Raw genomic sequence first — 16212 nt, forward strand, 5'->3', positions numbered from 1 at the left:
TTCTTTTGGTTTTCAAGATGGGATGGGTGCAGCTACATTTTCCTTATTTTCAAATGTGAGAACAGCTTTGCCGTCTTCACCAATATCTACGGTTACCTTGCCACCGTTAACCAGTTGCCCGAATAACAATTCATCAGCAAGTGCCCGGCGGATAATATCTTGAATAAGCCGAGCCATGGGGCGAGCACCCATTAGCGGGTCAAATCCATGGCTGGCAAGATGACTGCGCAGGTTGTCGGTGAATGTAACATCCACTTTCTTTTCTTGCAGTTGTGCTTCGAGCTCTATCAGGAACTTGTCAACAACGCGCAATATAATGGCTTCTCCCAGTGGTGCAAACGAGATAATAGCGTCCAGCCGGTTACGAAACTCGGGCGTGAACAGCCGTTTGATTTCAATCATTTCATCTCCGGATTTTGCGTGTTTGGTAAATCCAATTACTGTCTTGGTGAGCGTATCGGCACCCGCGTTAGTCGTCATGATGATGATCACGTTACGAAAATCAGCCTTGCGCCCATTGTTATCCGTTAATGTTCCATAATCCATGATCTGGAGCATGACGTTGAAGATATCAGGGTGTGCTTTTTCAATCTCATCAAATAGCAGTACAGCGTGTGGTTGTTTGATGATCGTTTCAGTCAGCAGGCCTCCCTGATCGAATCCAACGTAGCCCGGCGGTGCACCGACCAGTCTTGAAACCGCATGGCGTTCCATGTATTCGGACATATCAAAGCGATGCAGAGGGATTCCGAGTATATAGGCAAGCTGACGTGCCACTTCAGTTTTTCCTACGCCGGTTGGTCCGGAAAACAGGAAGGAACCAATAGGCTTGCCGGTATTTCCCAGTCCACTGCGTGCCATTTTAATGGCAGCAGTGAGCGCATCAATTGCTGCATCCTGCCCGAAAACGATGGCCTTGAGGTCACGATCCAGTGTTTTCAGTTTATTGCGGTCATCATTGGAAACATTCTGTGGCGGTATCCGCGCTATTCCAGCAATAACATGCTCGATTTCCTGTTTGCCGATAATTTTCCGCTGTCTGGATTTGGGGAGCACTCGCTGGGCAGCGCCGGCTTCATCGATGACATCAATTGCCTTGTCTGGTAAGTGACGATCATTAATGAAACGTGCGGACAATTCTGCGGCTGCTGTTAGCGCGACTTCAGTGTATCTAACATTATGATGTTTTTCGTAGCGGGATTTTAGCCCGCGCAGAATCTCCACGGTTTCGCTGATATCAGGTTCAGAGATATCAATTTTCTGGAAGCGGCGAGACAAGGCGTGATCCTTCTCAAAAATGCCACGATATTCGTTGTAGGTAGTGGCCCCGATACATTTAAGCTGTCCGGAGCTGAGTGCGGGTTTGAGCAGATTGGATGCATCCAGCGTACCGCCCGATGCAGCACCAGCACCGATCAGAGTATGAATTTCGTCGATGAACAGAATTGCTTTGGGGTTGTCAGTGAGCTGTTTTAATACCGCCTTCAGCCGCTGTTCAAAATCGCCCCGATATTTTGTTCCGGCCAGTAACGCCCCCATGTCCAGGGCATAGACCTGATGATTGGCAAGTACATCCGGTACTCGATTTTCAGTAATTCTTCTGGCCAGCCCTTCGGCAATGGCAGTTTTTCCTACACCAGCCTCACCAACCAGCAGCGGGTTGTTTTTGCGGCGACGACATAATGTCTGAATGACTCGTTCAACCTCTTTTTCACGTCCAATCAGAGGATCTATTCGGTTAGCAGCTGCCTGGCTGTTCAGATTGATGGTGTAGCTTTCCAGCGGGCTGCCTGAATCCCGTTGCTCGCTGTCAGTACTGTCCTCATTTTTTTCAGATTCGCTGTTCTGTGCTGTCTTGTCTATCTTGTGGGAAATATAATTCACCACATCCAGTCGTGTTGCGCCTTTCTGCTGTAAAAAATAAACTGCGTGTGAATCTTTCTCGCCAAAAATTGCGACCAGGACGTTAGCACCGGTGACTTCTTTTTTGCCGGAGGATTGGACATGGAGAATCGCTCTTTGGATGACCCGCTGAAAGCCCAGAGTAGGCTGGGTGTCAACATCCCCAGATCCTTCTACTACTGGTGTATGGCGGGCAATATGATCCTGCAGGGACTTGCGCAAATCCTCGATATCAACTGTACAGGCAAGCAACACTTTTATAGCGCTGGGATTATCTAGCAGAGCCAGTAGCAGGTGTTCAACCGTAATGAATTCGTGACGTTTTTGTCGTGACTCGACGAAAGCCATATGCAAACTTACTTCCAATTCTTGCGCAATCATATTATTCCTTCTCCATCACACACATGAGTGGATGCTGATTTTGTTTTGAGAATTCATTGACCTGTTGTACTTTTGTGGCTGCAATATCGCCAGGATAAGTTCCACATATTCCTGCACCTTCAGTGTGAATTTTCAACATAATTCGGGTTGCCATTTCTTCATCCATGAAGAAAAAATGGCGCAACACCTTTACCACGAAATCCATGGGGGTAAAATCATCATTAATCAGTATTACCTTATATAAAGGTGGGGGGGTCAATCTGGTCTTGCCTTTTTCGATAACACTTTCAGGATTTCGGTTATTTGCTGCCATGGCTTACGTTTTCGATGTTCTGGGTCTGGTATTTTATAAGAAAAATATTTAATCAGTACTGACTTCTGTATTCTAACCGCTAACCCGATCTTTCCGGTGCTTATAGCTACCTTGTTTCCCGGAATCATCTGGGTCGATTACGACAAAGTTCCTGCCTTCCTTGAGTGATTAGTCAGGTAGTTATTTGTCTCATTTCATAAGTGAAAATTTGTAGCATCAACATCATATCTTTGCTTGACTTGGGACATATTTTGCGTAAAACTGCAACCGGCGTTTGGCTTCAAGTTTTCTGCAGTACTGGTTAGAGCCGTTTGCGGTCTTGAAATTCAAATAGTATCAGGGTATCCGGCCCAGTTTTTTATAGGAAGTAGAAATGGCAACAGGCACAGTAAAATGGTTTAATGATTCTAAAGGATTTGGTTTTATTACACCGGATGACGGCAGCGAGGATTTATTCGCGCATTTTTCCGCAATCAATATGTCAGGCTTCAAGACCCTGAAGGAAGGCCAAAAAGTAAGCTTTGAAGTTACGCAAGGACCAAAAGGCAAGCAAGCTTCAAATATTCAAGCTCCCTGATTCTGACGGTGTAAGAGCCGACCTTTCGGGTTAGTTTTCCCCCGGCCTGAAGTTTTTATAATGCCAGGCCGGGGGTTGATTTCTGAAATAAGCTGACTGAAGTAAATGTTACAGAGAATATCAGTCTAATAAGTTCTATTACATTCTTTGTATCATTGCACTCCCAAATTCTGAAGAAGTGGCCTGCCTGGCATTCGGTGTAAGTCTTGCCAGATCATAGGTCATGATTTTGTCTTGTATCGTTTTCTCCATTGAGCTGATAATGATATCGGCTGCTTCGTGCCAGTTAATGTATCTGAGCATCATTTCTGCTGACAGGATGATTGATCCTGGATTGACTTGATCCTTGCCAGCGTACTTTGGTGCTGTGCCGTGTGTCGCCTCAAATATCGCTATGCTGTCGCTCAAATTTGCTCCGGGAGCGATTCCGATACCACCCACCTGTGCAGCCAGAGCGTCAGAAATATAGTCACCATTTAAATTAAGTGTGGCGATAACATCGTATTCATCCGGACGCAGCAAGATTTGCTGGAGGAAGGCATCAGCAATAACATCCTTGATGGTAATTTCATTACCATCATACCGCAGTTTCATCCACGGACCGCCATCCAGTAATTCTGCGCCAAATTCTTTTGCTGCTAGTTCGTAACCCCATTTCTTGAAAGCCCCTTCTGTGAATTTCATAATATTTCCTTTGTGCACCAAGGTGACAGAGCGCCGTTTATGGTCAATCGCATACTGAATGGCTTTCCTGATCAAACGTTCGCTGCCTTCTTTTGAAACCGGTTTTATCCCGATCGCAGAAGATTGAGGAAATCGGATCTTGGTGATTTCCATTTCTGTTGTCAGGAAATTAATTACTTTTCCAACAGCTGCTGTTCCAGCTTCCCATTCGATGCCCGCATAGATATCTTCCGAGTTTTCGCGAAATATGATCATATCTACTTTCTCCGGTTGTTTGACCGGGCTGGGAACCCCTTGGAAATACCGTACCGGGCGCAGACAAACATACAGATCCAGCAGTTGGCGTAATGCTACATTGATTGACCGAATGCCACCGCTTACTGGTGTGGTCAATGGCCCCTTGATGGATACCACAAATTCCTTTGCTGCTTGCAAGGTTTCGTCTGGCAGCCAGACATCCTGTCCATAGACGCGAGTCGATTTCTCACCCGCGTAAATTTCCATCCAGGAAATTTTCCGGGAATCACCATATGCTTTTTTTACTGCGCCATCGATCACTTTGATCATGACGGGTGTGATATCTATACCTGTACCATCTCCCTCAATAAAAGGGATGATCGGGTTATCTGGTACGATCAGGGTAGAGTCATTTTTTACCTGAATTTTGCTGCCGATGGCCGGTACCTTGATATGTTGATACATCGTGTCTCCAAGAAGTTAAAAAATTATATTGACTCATGAATGCTGGACTCGCCGGACTCTTGATCTATTCTCTGATCGTTTAACTTTTCCTCTGCAGATATATTCAGGGAATTAAAATTTTCCAGGGAGGGCAGCTGTTCCAGCGATTGCAAATTCAGATCATCAAGAAAATGCCGGGTGGTTGCATAAAGATAAGGCTTGCCCGGTATCTCGCGTTGCCCAATAGTTTCAATCCAGCCGCGTGATTCCAGGGTTTTAATAACTTGTGTAGAAACCGCTACCCCCCGGATTTCTTCAATATCTCCACGGGTGACGGGTTGTCGGTAGGCGATGATGGCTAATGTTTCCATTACTGCACGCGAATAACGGGGTGGCCTTTGTGGGTTAAGTCGATCCAGGAAAATTTGCATTTCAGGCTTGCTTTGGAAACGCCAGCCTCCAGCAACTAAAACCAATTCTATTCCGCTGTTACACCATTTCTCATCCAGGATTGTCAGGGATTCATGCAGCATTTTTTTATCAATATTACCCTCAAAGAGTTTCTTGAGATCATTAATGGTCAAAGGCTCAGACGTGGTTAACAATGCGGCTTCAACAACCCTGACGACCTGATCATTCAGCGAAAGAACCAGGTTCGCTTCAATTGGCTCGGTCAGAATGGCAGGTGTGGACATAAATTGTTCCAAAGCGATCTGATTGAACAATATCAACCAGCGCTTCCCGGGCCAGCTCCAGCAACGCAAGGAAACTGGCTACAAGTTTATGAATATTGGAGATATTACTGAATAATTCAGTAAAGGAAGCACTGCCTCGAGGCTGCAGATTTTTCAGAATTTCACTCATGCATGCTCGTACAGAGATGGCTTCATATCGGATGGTGTGGTTGCGGTTAAGTTTGAGGCGTTCCGTCAGTGCAAGCCAGGTATCACACAAATCCTGAGGATTGACATCAGGGAACTGTCTTTCGGCAATGAAATCTGTCCAGACAGAGGTCAACATAAAATCTTTACCGACAAGCGGGAGGTTATGTAGGTGGATAGCCGCTTGCTTGATGCGTTCATATTCCAAGAGCCGTTGTACCAGCTCTGCCCGGGGATCGGCTTCCTCTTCCTGAATGATGGCCGGGTGCGGTAGCAGCATGCGAGATTTGATATCGATCAGTAACGCAGTCATGAGCAAATACTCAGCCGCCAGCTCAAGCTGATCCGCACGCATGGTTTCAACATAAGCGATATATTGCCGCGTGAGTTCGGCCATGGGGATATCAAGAATATCCAGGTTATGCTTGCGGATCAGATAAAGCAGCAGATCAAGCGGTCCTTCAAAGGTTTCCAGAAAAACCTGGAGTGCCTCGGGTGGAATGTATAAATCTTGTGGAATCTCCAGTAGCGGTATGCCTTGTACTCTTGCAATCGGGTCGTTCAGCGCAGCGTTATCCAATATATTCCCGGTGTCTGCAAGGGTTTGTCTGGATATGTCATTCATCACGGATACCCGATCCCCAGTGCCGCTCTGACATCCCGCATGGTTTCTTCTGCCAGTTGATTGGCTTTTTCACATCCTTCGGCGACAATTTTTTTTACTTGAGCAGGGTCTTCCTGATACATTTTGGCACGTTCCAGAATAGGCGCCTGTTCTTCCCGTATTGATTGAATGATCGGTTGTTTACATTCCAGGCACCCGATCCCTGCGGTTGTGCAGCCTTGCCATACCCATTTCCGGGCATCTTCTGATGAATAAAGCTGGTGGAATTGCCATACCGGGCATTTCTCCGGGTTACCAGGGTCGTTGCGGCGGACGCGTGCTGGATCAGTCGGCATGGTGCGAATTTTTCGAGCAATACTGTCCACATCTTCGCGCAAACCAATTGTGTTGCCATACGATTTGGACATCTTCTGGCCATCCAGACCAGGCATTTTGGACGCTTTGGTCAATAGCGTTTGTGGCTCAGGCAAAATGACCTTGCTTCTTCCTTCCAGATAGCCGGATAGCCGCTCGCGATCATCCATGCTGAGATTTTGTTGTCCCTTCAGCAGTAATCTGGCTTCGGATAGCGCATTTTCGTCACCTTGTTCCTGATAGCGGTTACGCAGTTCACCATAAAGCTTTCCTTTTTTAGAGCCCATTCTTTTGATGGCTTGCGTTACTTTGTTCTCGAAATCCGGTTCTTTACCAAAGATATGGTTAAACCGGCGGGATACCTCACGCGTAAACTCCAAATGAGGCGCCTGGTCTTCTCCTACAGGAACAAGATTGGCCCGGTAAACCAGTATGTCAGCGCTTTGTAGGAGGGGATACCCGAGAAAACCGTAGGTGCTGAGATCCTTCGCAACAAGTTTTTCCTGCTGATCCTTGTAAGTAGGGACACGTTCCAGCCAGCCAAGCGGGGTAATCATTGATAATAATAAGTATAACTCGGCGTGTGCGGGGACTTTCGACTGAATGAACAAGGTTGCTTGTGCAGGATCTACCCCTGCTGCCAGCCAATCGACCACCATGTTCCAGCTATGCTGCTCAATGATTTCAGGGGAGTCGTAATGAGTCGTCAATGCATGCCAATCAGCTACAAAAAAGAGGCATTCATATTTCTGTTGCAGGGCCAGCCAGTTTTTCAATACACCATGGTAATGTCCCAGATGTAGATTTCCTGTAGGGCGCATGCCTGAGAGAACGCGATCAACAAACATTTTTACAGAGCTCCGGATAGCATGGAATCGAAGAAAAAATATAAGGGTGTCTGGTGAAACGTAGAAAAATACTATTTATACATAAAGACCAAAAAGTATGACGATCATCTGCTTGGTGATTGTAATTAGAGGCCACAGCACCACACCCAGGACACCGCTGACGAGTAGCACCAGCAAAATTACGAAACCATAAGGTTCAATTTGGGCAAATTTCCAGGCAAGCTTGTTGGGCAGCAGACTTACTGCAATACGCCCACCATCAAGCGGTGGCAGAGGTAAGAGGTTCAGTACCATCAAAACCACATTGATTTCGATACCAGCAATACCCATTAGTATCATGGGTTTGACATAAATGCCGTCAGGTGCGTTGATTCCGAATTTGATGATGGCTGCCCAGAAGAAAGCCATCAACAGGTTGGCGCCCGGGCCGGCGGCAGCTACCCACAGCATGTTTTTTTTGGGCTGTCGTAACTGGTTGAAATTAACAGGAACCGGTTTGGCCCAGCCAAAAAGCAGGCCGTTACCCATTACCAGTTTGCTGGCCAGGAACATCATTAAGGGAAGCAGGATAGTGCCAAAGGGATCGATGTGCCTGAGCGGATTCAGGCTGATACGCCCGGCTTTTTCTGCGGTCAGATCACCAAAATGCCGGGCAACGTAGCCGTGGGCGGCCTCATGCAATGTGATGGCAAAAATAACAGGCAGTGCGTAAATAGCGATACCTTGAATGATGTCATCCATTTGTGATTCCGAAGGGTGAGAGATCTCCTTTTCCAAGGCGGGCGATTCTCGGGGTTGCTTCCGTCAGGTCAATTACCGTAGTCATGTTGGTGCCACATGAGCCGGCATCCATGATTAACTCGACCTGATGTTCCAGGCGCTGGCGTATTTCTTCGGCATCATTTAGTGGCAGCTCGTCCTCTGGGAGGATAAGTGTTGAACTCAGCAGAGGTTCATTTAATTCGGCTAATAATGCCTGTGTGACAGGGTGCTCAGGGATGCGTAGCCCGATTGTATGTCGCTTGGGATGTTGAAGCCGGCGCGGGACTTCGCGGCTCGCAGTCAGAATAAAAGTATAACTGCCGGGTGTGGTAGCTTTAAGCAGACGATATTGCGCATTATCTACTTTGGCATACGTTGCTATTTCCGCCAGATCCCGGCACACCAGTGTGAAATTATGATCCTGACCCACTTTTCGGATGGTGCGTATACGATCCATTGCCTCCTTGTTGCCGATCTGGCAACCCAGTGCATAACAGGAATCGGTCGGATAAACAATTATGCCGCCTTCGCGAACGATATCAGCTGCCTGGCGGATAAGTCTTAAGTGAGGTGTTTGTGGGTGTATGGAAAAAAATTGAGCCATGGCTATTTTTTAAGCGGTTATATAAGGAAATTACAGCAGCTTCATGATCGAGTGAAATAGGATAATTTTCCAGAGAATAATAATCTGGTTTATCCGGCTTGCTTATATTTGTGGTTACTGTATTAACTTTCCTGAATGTCTGGAATTTTCCATTCTGACCATATTGGGGTACATTCGGGCGGTAATGCAGGTAACCGGCCCAGATCAAAGTAACTTTCTCCCGGGCCGTGGTAGTCGGATCCGCACGACGCATATAGATTCATGTGAGAAGCCAGTTGTGCAAATTGCCGAGTTTGTTCGGGCGTATGGCTGGAAGAGACAACCTCTATTCCTGTGCCTCCCAGCTCACAAAATTCGCTGAGTAATTGTTCGAGCAAGTTATTACCCAGCTTGTAGCGAGCTGGATGGGCAATAACAGCCTGACCTCCACTGCCACGGATCCAGTCTATGGCTTCGCTCAGGCTGGTCCATACGTGTGAGACATAACCGGGCTTGCCTTTAACCAGGAATTTCTTGAATACGGATTTGACGTCCTTGGCGTATCCCTGGCTAGCCAGGAAGCGGGCGAAGTGTGTGCGACCGATCAATCTGCTTTCACCAGCCTGGGCGCGAGCCCCCTCAAGGCTGCCATGAATACCGTATTTATCCAGTTGTGCAGCAATTGCTTGTGCCCGATCCATACGGCCATCCCGGATTTCTTCTAGTCCATCTGCCAGGGGTGGATGCTCGGGGTTGATTCCAAGTCCTATGATGTGTAAAGTTCGGCTGTGCCACGTGACAGAGATCTCAACGCCGTTGATTAATGTGATATTTTCCTGCAGGGCACAGTGGCGGGCTTCACTCAACCCGGCAATATCGTCATGATCTGTTAATGCCAGTATATTTACACCGCGCGAGGCAGCGTGCGCCAATAATCGGGAGGGTGATAACATCCCATCGGATATGGTTGAGTGGCTGTGCAAGTCAATGTTTAGCATCGAAGAATATGTGATCACAAGGTTCCTCATCATAGCAAAACAGCCATAATAAAAATAGCTTACTTAACGGGCACAGGTGTTGTGGGTAGCAACTATTGTCGTGTTTTTACTGGGAGCTTTTATGTATATACATCTCACAGATGAACTAACGGCTGCGTTGCAACTTGTTTTTACGAGTGCTTTTTGGACAGCATTTGTTGCTGCCAGTAAATAATTGAGCTGTTTCTTGTGATGGCGGGTAAATATGCGCCAGAGTCAGAATATGGCGCATATGTATAGATGGTAAGGCTGATTAATCTTGCATGCCTGCAAGAGAGGCTGTTTGTTCTGATTTTATTTTGCCTGCATAGCCTTCATTGTATTTTGCGACATATCTTTCAAACAAGAAGGCTATGCATGACATGATACAGGCCACGCTGACAGTGCTGGTAAGCTGTTTGTAATTATGAAGTTTTAAGGTTGACTCTTTTCTTCTTTGGCTGAAGATGAGCTGGTAGCCATTCCTTCAGGTTCCTCTATAGCATCGAGATCTGGGGCGGAATCACGCTCCATGAAAGCTGAGGGAGGTGGTTTCTCCATTGAGTGCCCGTCAAGGCTTTTTTTCTCTTCGCAGGCACTTAACGCCAAGATGGCTGCGCATGCGATTGCTAAAAATGAAAATCTAAACATTTAAACCTCCTATGTTCATCGTTTTGTTTACGAGTACTAGCATAATCGAACTTTTCCGTTTATTCAAATTTGATTCAGGAAAGCCGAAGGCTTTAACCGCTCTGATAATGTTTGCAGGGCTGTTGATTTCGTTTTGTGCTTGCGCCCGGGATGTATCGGAGGTGTCCAATGGTATGGTATTTGGGTCTGCAGCAACTGAGTCCATATCACTTAAACCTATCGTGGTGACGGCTGATCCTTTAAGTGGAACTCAGGCAGATATACCCAAGCCTGTATCAATTTTGCAACGAGAACGTATTCAAACACATGATTTACGTAACATTGGTGAGGCAGTTTCTCAGGAGTTGGGTGTGTCCAGCAGTGATTTCGGGCCGGCAGTCGGTCGCCCGATAATCCGCGGCCTGGGTGGCGCGCGGGTGCGGGTGCTGGAGGATGGTGTCGGTACGATGGATGTTTCCACGGTCAGCCCTGATCATGCCGTGGCAGTAGAGGCATTGTTTGCCGATCAGGTTGAAATTTTTCGCGGGCCTTCGGCTTTGCTTTATGGCTCCGGAGCCAGTGGTGGGGTGGTGAATGTCGTGAATCAACGAATACCAGATCATATTCCTGATAAAACGGAGGGAGATCTGTATGGGCATTACAGTTCGGTTGCTGATGATTTTACGGGAGCATTCCGACTTAATACGGGGGGCGGACATTTTGCCTGGCATCTGGATGGAATGAAGCGGCACACCGGGAATTATTCGATACCCGGTTTCGCGCAGATTGAGCCAGAGCCCAGTGCGAGAAAAGGTGTGCTTGAGAACAGTGATGTCCGGACAGAAAATTTTTCCAGTGGTTTGTCTTATATTGATGAACGGGGGTTTTTAGGGATTGCGGTTAGTCGCTTTATTAATCACTATGGTGTGCCCGGACATGATCACGGGCATGACGAAGATTTGCATGATGACGATGTTGCGCCGGGCCATGAAGAAGGGGCGCGAATCAGACAAAAACAGACGCGTTTTGATATGAAGGGAGCATTAAATCGACCTTTGCCCGGGTTGCAGAAAATAAAACTGCGCTGGGGTTATAACGATCATGCGCATCGGGAATCGGGAGATGATGGGAGCGGAACATTGCTGTTAAATCGTGAGTGGGATGGTCGGCTTGAGATGCTGCACCAGCCCTTAAACAATTGGAAGGGCGTGCTGGGATTACAATACCAGAACCGCAATCTTGCTACTGCTGGTGAAGAAGCCTTTGTTCCCGATTCTCGCTTGGATTCACTGGGAATGTTTTTGCTGGAAAAACTGAATGTCGGACGCTGGATTGTTGAAGTGGGTGGGCGCTTTGAACATCAATGGACAGAGCGTAAAAATGACGCTGTCGCAGTCAGTCATAACATATTCAGTATTTCGAGTGGTGCAACGTGGAAATTTCAGGAGGATTATTCGCTGGGCGGGAGTCTTTCCTACGCGCTGCGCGCCCCGGCATTGGAAGAGCTGTATTCCAACGGGCCGCATCTGGCCACAAATACATTTGAAGTGGGCAAAACTACGCTCTCGCCGGAAAAGACCAGTAGTATTGATCTGTCTCTGAGCAAACAGAACGGGAATTTAAACTGGACACTTAACCTGTTTGCTAAACGGATCAATGATTTTATATTTTTACGGGAATCAGATTTGACAGGTGACAGATTGCCGGATCGTGTTGATATCAAGGGTGCGTTGGACAAGGATGGCTTGTTATTACTGAATTACGATCAGAGTAATGCAAATTTCATAGGAGCGGAATTCGAGACGAATATTCATCTGCTAAACGATCGTCACGGCAAACTGGATTTGCGATTGTGGACTGACTACGTGCGTGGGCGGCTGTCCACAGGGGGATATTTGCCACGGATAACGCCACTTCGTTTTGGTGGGGCGCTCGATTATGTCTATGGCCCCTGGCGAGGGAAGGTTGATGTGATGCAAGTATATAAACAGACTGATACCGCTTCACTGGAAACAGCTACTGCCGGCTATACGATGCTGAATATTCAGCTGGATTACGGGTTTGACTGGGGAGAGATGAATTGCAGCCTGTTCGTGCGAGGCTCCAACTTGTTAAATGAAGAGGCGCGGCGACATACCTCCTTTTTAAAGGATCGCGCGCCATTGCCCGGGCGTTCTGGTCTTGCGGGAGTGCGTGTGAATTTTTAGGATGAATACTATGATGAACTCAGGCTTCCGGGGTGGCTGAAATTCATTGATTCATTGCAAGCTTTTTGTTCGCAACGATTATGCTGTTTTCATATTTGATATATTCGAGATAATCAATTGATTTTAATATGTTTTTATAGGAATTAATCCGATGGAATGGTAAGTATGCTAGACTTGACCGGTTGCCTGTAAGCTTGACTGTTTTTAGAAATATTATTATTGATAGATACTGGAAAAATGAAAACTATTTTGCCTGTGATGCTGCTTGGTTTTGTGTTGTTTGCGTTGGGTGGTTGCACTAGAAATAATGACTACATGCCATTATCAGGCGCGACAGGTGAAAAGATTTTTAAGGAAGCCTGTGTGCAGTGTCATACGCCTGTAAGCGGCAACGTAATGATATTGAGGCCCGAGATGGCTAATGCGGATGCTATCATGGAAAGAGTGAAGAATGGCAAAGGAATCGGGATGCCCGCTTTTCCAAATTTGACAGGGGATTCTGCGCAGAGTCTGGCGGAGTATGTGCTGATAAATAGTGTGACTAGATAAATCAGTGCTGGTTTTTATTCCTCTCTAAATTAAGGTGGGAGTCGTTTTGTATAACTGCGCAATGCCTGGTAATTCCACTGTCCTGCAGCAAAAATCCGACTGTATGACTTGCAGTTTTCGAGAGTTGTGTCTGCCGGTGGGGTTGACTGATGAGGAAATAGAGTATCTTGGTAATCTGATCAATTATAAATTCAAGGTGCGGAGAGGCGAGTATTTGTCGCATGCCGGATCTGATTTCAAGTCACTCTACGCAGTAAAAAACGGCTCCTTTAAAACTTGTGTGCTGAAGGTGGATGGGCGCCAGCAGGTGACTGGCTTTTATATGACAGGCGAGCTGCTGGGACTGGATGCGATCAGTCCGGAGAAGCATACTTGTGACACGGTTGCGCTGGTTGATAGTGAAGTCTGTGAAGTGCCTTTCAAAAAACTTGAGGAAATCGGGCAAAATATTCCTTCATTGATGAGTCAGCTTCACAAGATTATGAGCCGTGAAATTGTGCAGGACAGAGGGGTTATGATGCTACTGGGCAGCATGCGGGCAGAAGAACGGCTGGCTGCTTTTTTGCTTAACCTATCTACCCGCCTGGCCAGACGGGGGTATTCGCCAACGGATTTTATTTTGAGAGCAACAAGGGAAGATATTGGCAGTTATCTGGGGCTCAAGCTGGAAACAGTCAGTCGATCATTCTCCAAGCTGCAGGAGGAAGGGCTTATCACGGTTAATATCAAACATATCACATTACATGACGTTGATAAGTTGAACCTCAGAATTGGTAATTCAGCGGACTGATTTCGGTTTCATCCGATTTGAAAAATGAGTTTTCTTGAGCACAGGATCTGCCATGTTATAATGGCGTGCGGTGCCAGAGGTGATTTTCTGCGCCGAGGAAATTTCTTGTTTTATTAACTTTTTATAACATAATTTACAATTCGCACTTATCAAAATAGGGTGCCTTCATTAAGGAAGTACGTCGATAAGTAGCGGTTAACCCTAGGGAGAATGCATGTCAGTTACTATGCGGCAAATGTTGGAAGCGGGTGTTCATTTTGGTCATCAAACCCGTTTCTGGAACCCGAAAATGGCGCCATATATTTTTGGCCAGCGTAATAAAATTCATATCGTTAATCTTGAGCATACGCTTGTCATGTTCAGAGATGCGCTGGATTATGCCCGCAGGTTAGCAGCGAACAAAGAAACAATTCTTTTCGTGGGAACCAAGCGTCAGGCACGTGATATTGTTAAAGAAGAAGCAATCCGGTGTGGCGCTCCTTATGTTAATCAGCGCTGGTTGGGAGGGATGCTGACCAATTTCAAGACGATCAGGCAATCGATCAAGCGTTTGCAAGATATGGAAAAAATGGTGCAAGACGGAACATTAAACAAGCTGGTAAAGAAAGAGGCTCTTGATTTTCAGCGTGAATTAGAAAAATTGAACGCCAGTCTTGGCGGCATCAAGGAGATGAAAGGGCTGCCGGATGCCATGTTTGTGATTGATGTGGGGTATCAGAAAGGCACGATTATCGAGGCGAATAAACTGGGTATTCCGGTCGTGGGTGTAGTAGATACCAATCATAACCCGGCCGGTATTCAATATGTGATACCGGGAAATGATGACTCCAGCCAAGCGATACGACTTTATGCGCGCGCCATGGCGGATGCCATTCTGGAGGGGCGCAACCAAGCCATCCAGGAAATTGTCGAGATAGGTAAAACTGATAGTGAAGTTCTGTCTGGTCAAGATCTGTCTGCAGATGCATAAATGATCTCCGTTACCACCTCTTATTGAAATAGATTATTCAAAGTTTTTGTATTAACCGGATCCGGAGTCAGTATGGCAGAGATTACTGCAAGCATGGTTAAAGAATTGCGCGAGCTTACCGGCTTGGGCATGATGGAATGTAAAAAAGCCTTATCCGAGGCTGGTGGAGATATGAAAGCCGCTGAGGATTTATTGCGGATCAGAAGTGGAGCCAAAGCAAGTAAAGCGGCTGCTCGTATTGCTGCAGAAGGAGTTATTAGCGGATTTATTACCGTTGATGGCAAACAGGGAGCGCTGATAGAGGTTAACTGTGAAACCGACTTTGTTGCCAAGAATGAAGATTTCATCAATTTTGCCGGCGATCTGGCGAAGCTGATGGTGAGTCAAAGTGTTTCAGATACAGCATTATTGGCTGAAATGCCTCTGGCTGGTGGAGAAACGGTTGAATCTGTTCGCAAGGCTTTGATTATGAAGCTGGGCGAAAATATTAGTATTCGTCGTGGGATCAGTTACCATGCCGAAGGTCGTCTCGCGATGTATCTACACGGGAGCAGGATCGGTGTAATGGTTGATTATTCGGGGGGAGACGAAGCCTTGGGTAAAGATATAGCCATGCATATTGCGGCCAGCAAGCCTGTTTGCGTATCAAGTGCACAAGTCCCCGTTGATTTACTTGAGCATGAGCGTCAGATATTTACTGCCCAGGCAGCAGAAAGTGGCAAACCGGCTAATATAATTGAGAAAATGGTGGAAGGGCGAGTTACCAAATATTTGGCAGAAGTTACATTGTTAGGCCAGCCTTTTGTTAAAGATCCCGAGCAGACTGTTGAGAAGCTGTTAAAAACAAAATCTGCTGAAGTCAGCAATTTTACACTGTACGTTGTAGGTGAGGGAATCGAAAGGAAATCTGATGATTTTGCAGCTGAGGTTATGGCGCAGGTAAGTCAGTCAAAATAAGAATGTTTTCCAGCGATTGGTTTGACCGGGCATGTGGCAGAGGTAAATGATAACTTATCACTATAAGCTAGGATCTGTTGAGATTCAGTATCTGGTGTAGGTGGGTTGTGCTACAACCTGAGCCTGTTCATCAGGCGTAAATTCTGTATATTTTCTATAGGTTTCTAATGGATTATTGGGGCTCAATTCACGTATGAACAGAGGCGCAGTGAGTAAAGATGGACCCCTGTTGTTTAGGCCAGGCAGACGATCCGGACGCGGCGATACGAACAATCGTCAGTTGGTAGAGACCGTGTATGGATAATACGCACAGGCAGTTCCTGGCGCGATTTGTCAGTCGAATTTAGCAAATGGAACACGATCTTTCTTTCAGGCGTATTTTGTGCAATAACAAGACCGACCGCAACTTCTTGTCAGCCATTTCCCTATCTACTGTCATCATTTCAGGTGAATCTCAACAGAATCTGGAGTGGCTGTTGATGGTGTATGAATAGCGGCGTGA

Annotated in this window: 17 protein-coding genes; 7 read left to right on the plus strand and 10 right to left on the minus strand. The window is 46.6% G+C overall.

Annotation, left to right across the window (positions count from 1 at the left end; all coding sequences use genetic code 11):
* Window positions 1–12: 12 nt before the first annotated feature.
* Window positions 13–2283, minus strand: coding sequence for an ATP-dependent Clp protease ATP-binding subunit ClpA (gene clpA, locus C8R14_RS05240; RefSeq protein WP_011635068.1), 2271 nt, complete (start codon window positions 2281–2283; stop codon window positions 13–15).
* Between the two features lies 1 nt (window position 2284).
* On the minus strand, window positions 2285–2596 hold the full coding sequence (gene clpS / locus C8R14_RS05245; protein ID WP_011635067.1) for an ATP-dependent Clp protease adapter ClpS: 312 nt from the start codon (window positions 2594–2596) through the stop codon (window positions 2285–2287).
* A 373-nt stretch (window positions 2597–2969) separates the two neighbouring features.
* On the opposite strand from clpS, the gene C8R14_RS05250 reads away from it, so the two are divergent.
* The gene (locus tag C8R14_RS05250) at window positions 2970–3173 is read left to right on the plus strand and encodes a cold-shock protein (RefSeq protein ID WP_011635066.1); all 204 of its coding nucleotides are present in this window, start codon (window positions 2970–2972) and stop codon (window positions 3171–3173) included.
* 138 nt (window positions 3174–3311) lie between these two features.
* Here C8R14_RS05250 and icd read toward each other — a convergent pair whose 3' ends face one another.
* The 8 genes from icd to C8R14_RS05290 all read right to left on the minus strand — a co-directional run bounded on the left by icd (window position 3312) and on the right by C8R14_RS05290 (window position 10258).
* Window positions 3312–4559: an NADP-dependent isocitrate dehydrogenase gene (gene icd, locus C8R14_RS05255; RefSeq protein WP_011635065.1), complete on the minus strand. Its 1248-nt coding sequence runs from the start codon at window positions 4557–4559 to the stop codon at window positions 3312–3314.
* A 23-nt stretch (window positions 4560–4582) separates the two neighbouring features.
* Window positions 4583–5233: an SMC-Scp complex subunit ScpB gene (gene scpB, locus C8R14_RS05260; RefSeq protein WP_011635064.1), complete on the minus strand. Its 651-nt coding sequence runs from the start codon at window positions 5231–5233 to the stop codon at window positions 4583–4585.
* Window positions 5199–6044 carry a segregation and condensation protein A gene (locus C8R14_RS05265; RefSeq protein WP_011635063.1) on the minus strand — a complete coding sequence of 282 codons (846 nt, stop codon included), beginning with the start codon at window positions 6042–6044 and terminating at the stop codon, window positions 5199–5201. The genes scpB and C8R14_RS05265 overlap by 35 nt, the downstream gene beginning before the upstream one ends.
* Entirely contained in the window at window positions 6044–7246 is a 1203-nt protein-coding gene (locus C8R14_RS05270; RefSeq protein WP_011635062.1) for a tryptophan--tRNA ligase, read from the minus strand. The genes C8R14_RS05265 and C8R14_RS05270 overlap by 1 nt, the downstream gene beginning before the upstream one ends.
* A gap of 75 nt (window positions 7247–7321) precedes the next feature.
* On the minus strand, window positions 7322–7987 hold the full coding sequence (locus tag C8R14_RS05275; RefSeq protein ID WP_011635061.1) for a site-2 protease family protein: 666 nt from the start codon (window positions 7985–7987) through the stop codon (window positions 7322–7324).
* A complete protein-coding gene (locus C8R14_RS05280) occupies window positions 7980–8612 on the minus strand; it encodes an L-threonylcarbamoyladenylate synthase (protein WP_011635060.1) in 633 nt (210 codons plus the stop codon). Before C8R14_RS05280 ends, C8R14_RS05275 begins: the two co-directional genes overlap by 8 nt.
* 122 nt (window positions 8613–8734) lie before the next feature.
* Window positions 8735–9622, minus strand: a complete 888-nt coding sequence (locus C8R14_RS05285) for a 3',5'-nucleoside bisphosphate phosphatase (RefSeq protein ID WP_011635059.1) — start codon at window positions 9620–9622, stop codon at window positions 8735–8737.
* Window positions 9623–10042: 420 nt separating this feature from the next.
* Entirely contained in the window at window positions 10043–10258 is a 216-nt protein-coding gene (locus C8R14_RS05290) for a hypothetical protein (protein ID WP_041353562.1), read from the minus strand.
* A gap of 173 nt (window positions 10259–10431) precedes the next feature.
* On the opposite strand from C8R14_RS05290, the gene C8R14_RS05295 reads away from it, so the two are divergent.
* The 6 genes from C8R14_RS05295 to C8R14_RS13475 all read left to right on the plus strand — a co-directional run bounded on the left by C8R14_RS05295 (window position 10432) and on the right by C8R14_RS13475 (window position 16204).
* The gene (locus tag C8R14_RS05295; RefSeq protein WP_011635058.1) at window positions 10432–12444 is read left to right on the plus strand and encodes a TonB-dependent receptor; all 2013 of its coding nucleotides are present in this window, start codon (window positions 10432–10434) and stop codon (window positions 12442–12444) included.
* Window positions 12445–12681: 237 nt separating this feature from the next.
* Window positions 12682–12993: a c-type cytochrome gene (locus C8R14_RS05300; RefSeq protein WP_011635057.1), complete on the plus strand. Its 312-nt coding sequence runs from the start codon at window positions 12682–12684 to the stop codon at window positions 12991–12993.
* A 61-nt stretch (window positions 12994–13054) separates the two neighbouring features.
* On the plus strand, window positions 13055–13783 hold the full coding sequence (gene fnr / locus C8R14_RS05305; protein ID WP_011635056.1) for a fumarate/nitrate reduction transcriptional regulator Fnr: 729 nt from the start codon (window positions 13055–13057) through the stop codon (window positions 13781–13783).
* Between the two features lie 214 nt (window positions 13784–13997).
* Window positions 13998–14753 (plus strand): 30S ribosomal protein S2, encoded by a 756-nt coding sequence (gene rpsB / locus C8R14_RS05310; RefSeq protein WP_011635055.1) that lies wholly within the window; start codon window positions 13998–14000, stop codon window positions 14751–14753.
* Window positions 14754–14825: 72 nt separating this feature from the next.
* Window positions 14826–15710, plus strand: coding sequence for a translation elongation factor Ts (gene tsf, locus C8R14_RS05315; RefSeq protein WP_011635054.1), 885 nt, complete (start codon window positions 14826–14828; stop codon window positions 15708–15710).
* Between the two features lie 350 nt (window positions 15711–16060).
* Window positions 16061–16204: a hypothetical protein gene (locus C8R14_RS13475; RefSeq protein ID WP_160803517.1), complete on the plus strand. Its 144-nt coding sequence runs from the start codon at window positions 16061–16063 to the stop codon at window positions 16202–16204.
* The last annotated feature ends 8 nt before the right edge of the window (window positions 16205–16212 follow it).

Origin of the sequence: Nitrosomonas eutropha (genome assembly GCF_003201195.1) — a bacterium.
Classification (GTDB): domain Bacteria; phylum Pseudomonadota; class Gammaproteobacteria; order Burkholderiales; family Nitrosomonadaceae; genus Nitrosomonas; species Nitrosomonas eutropha.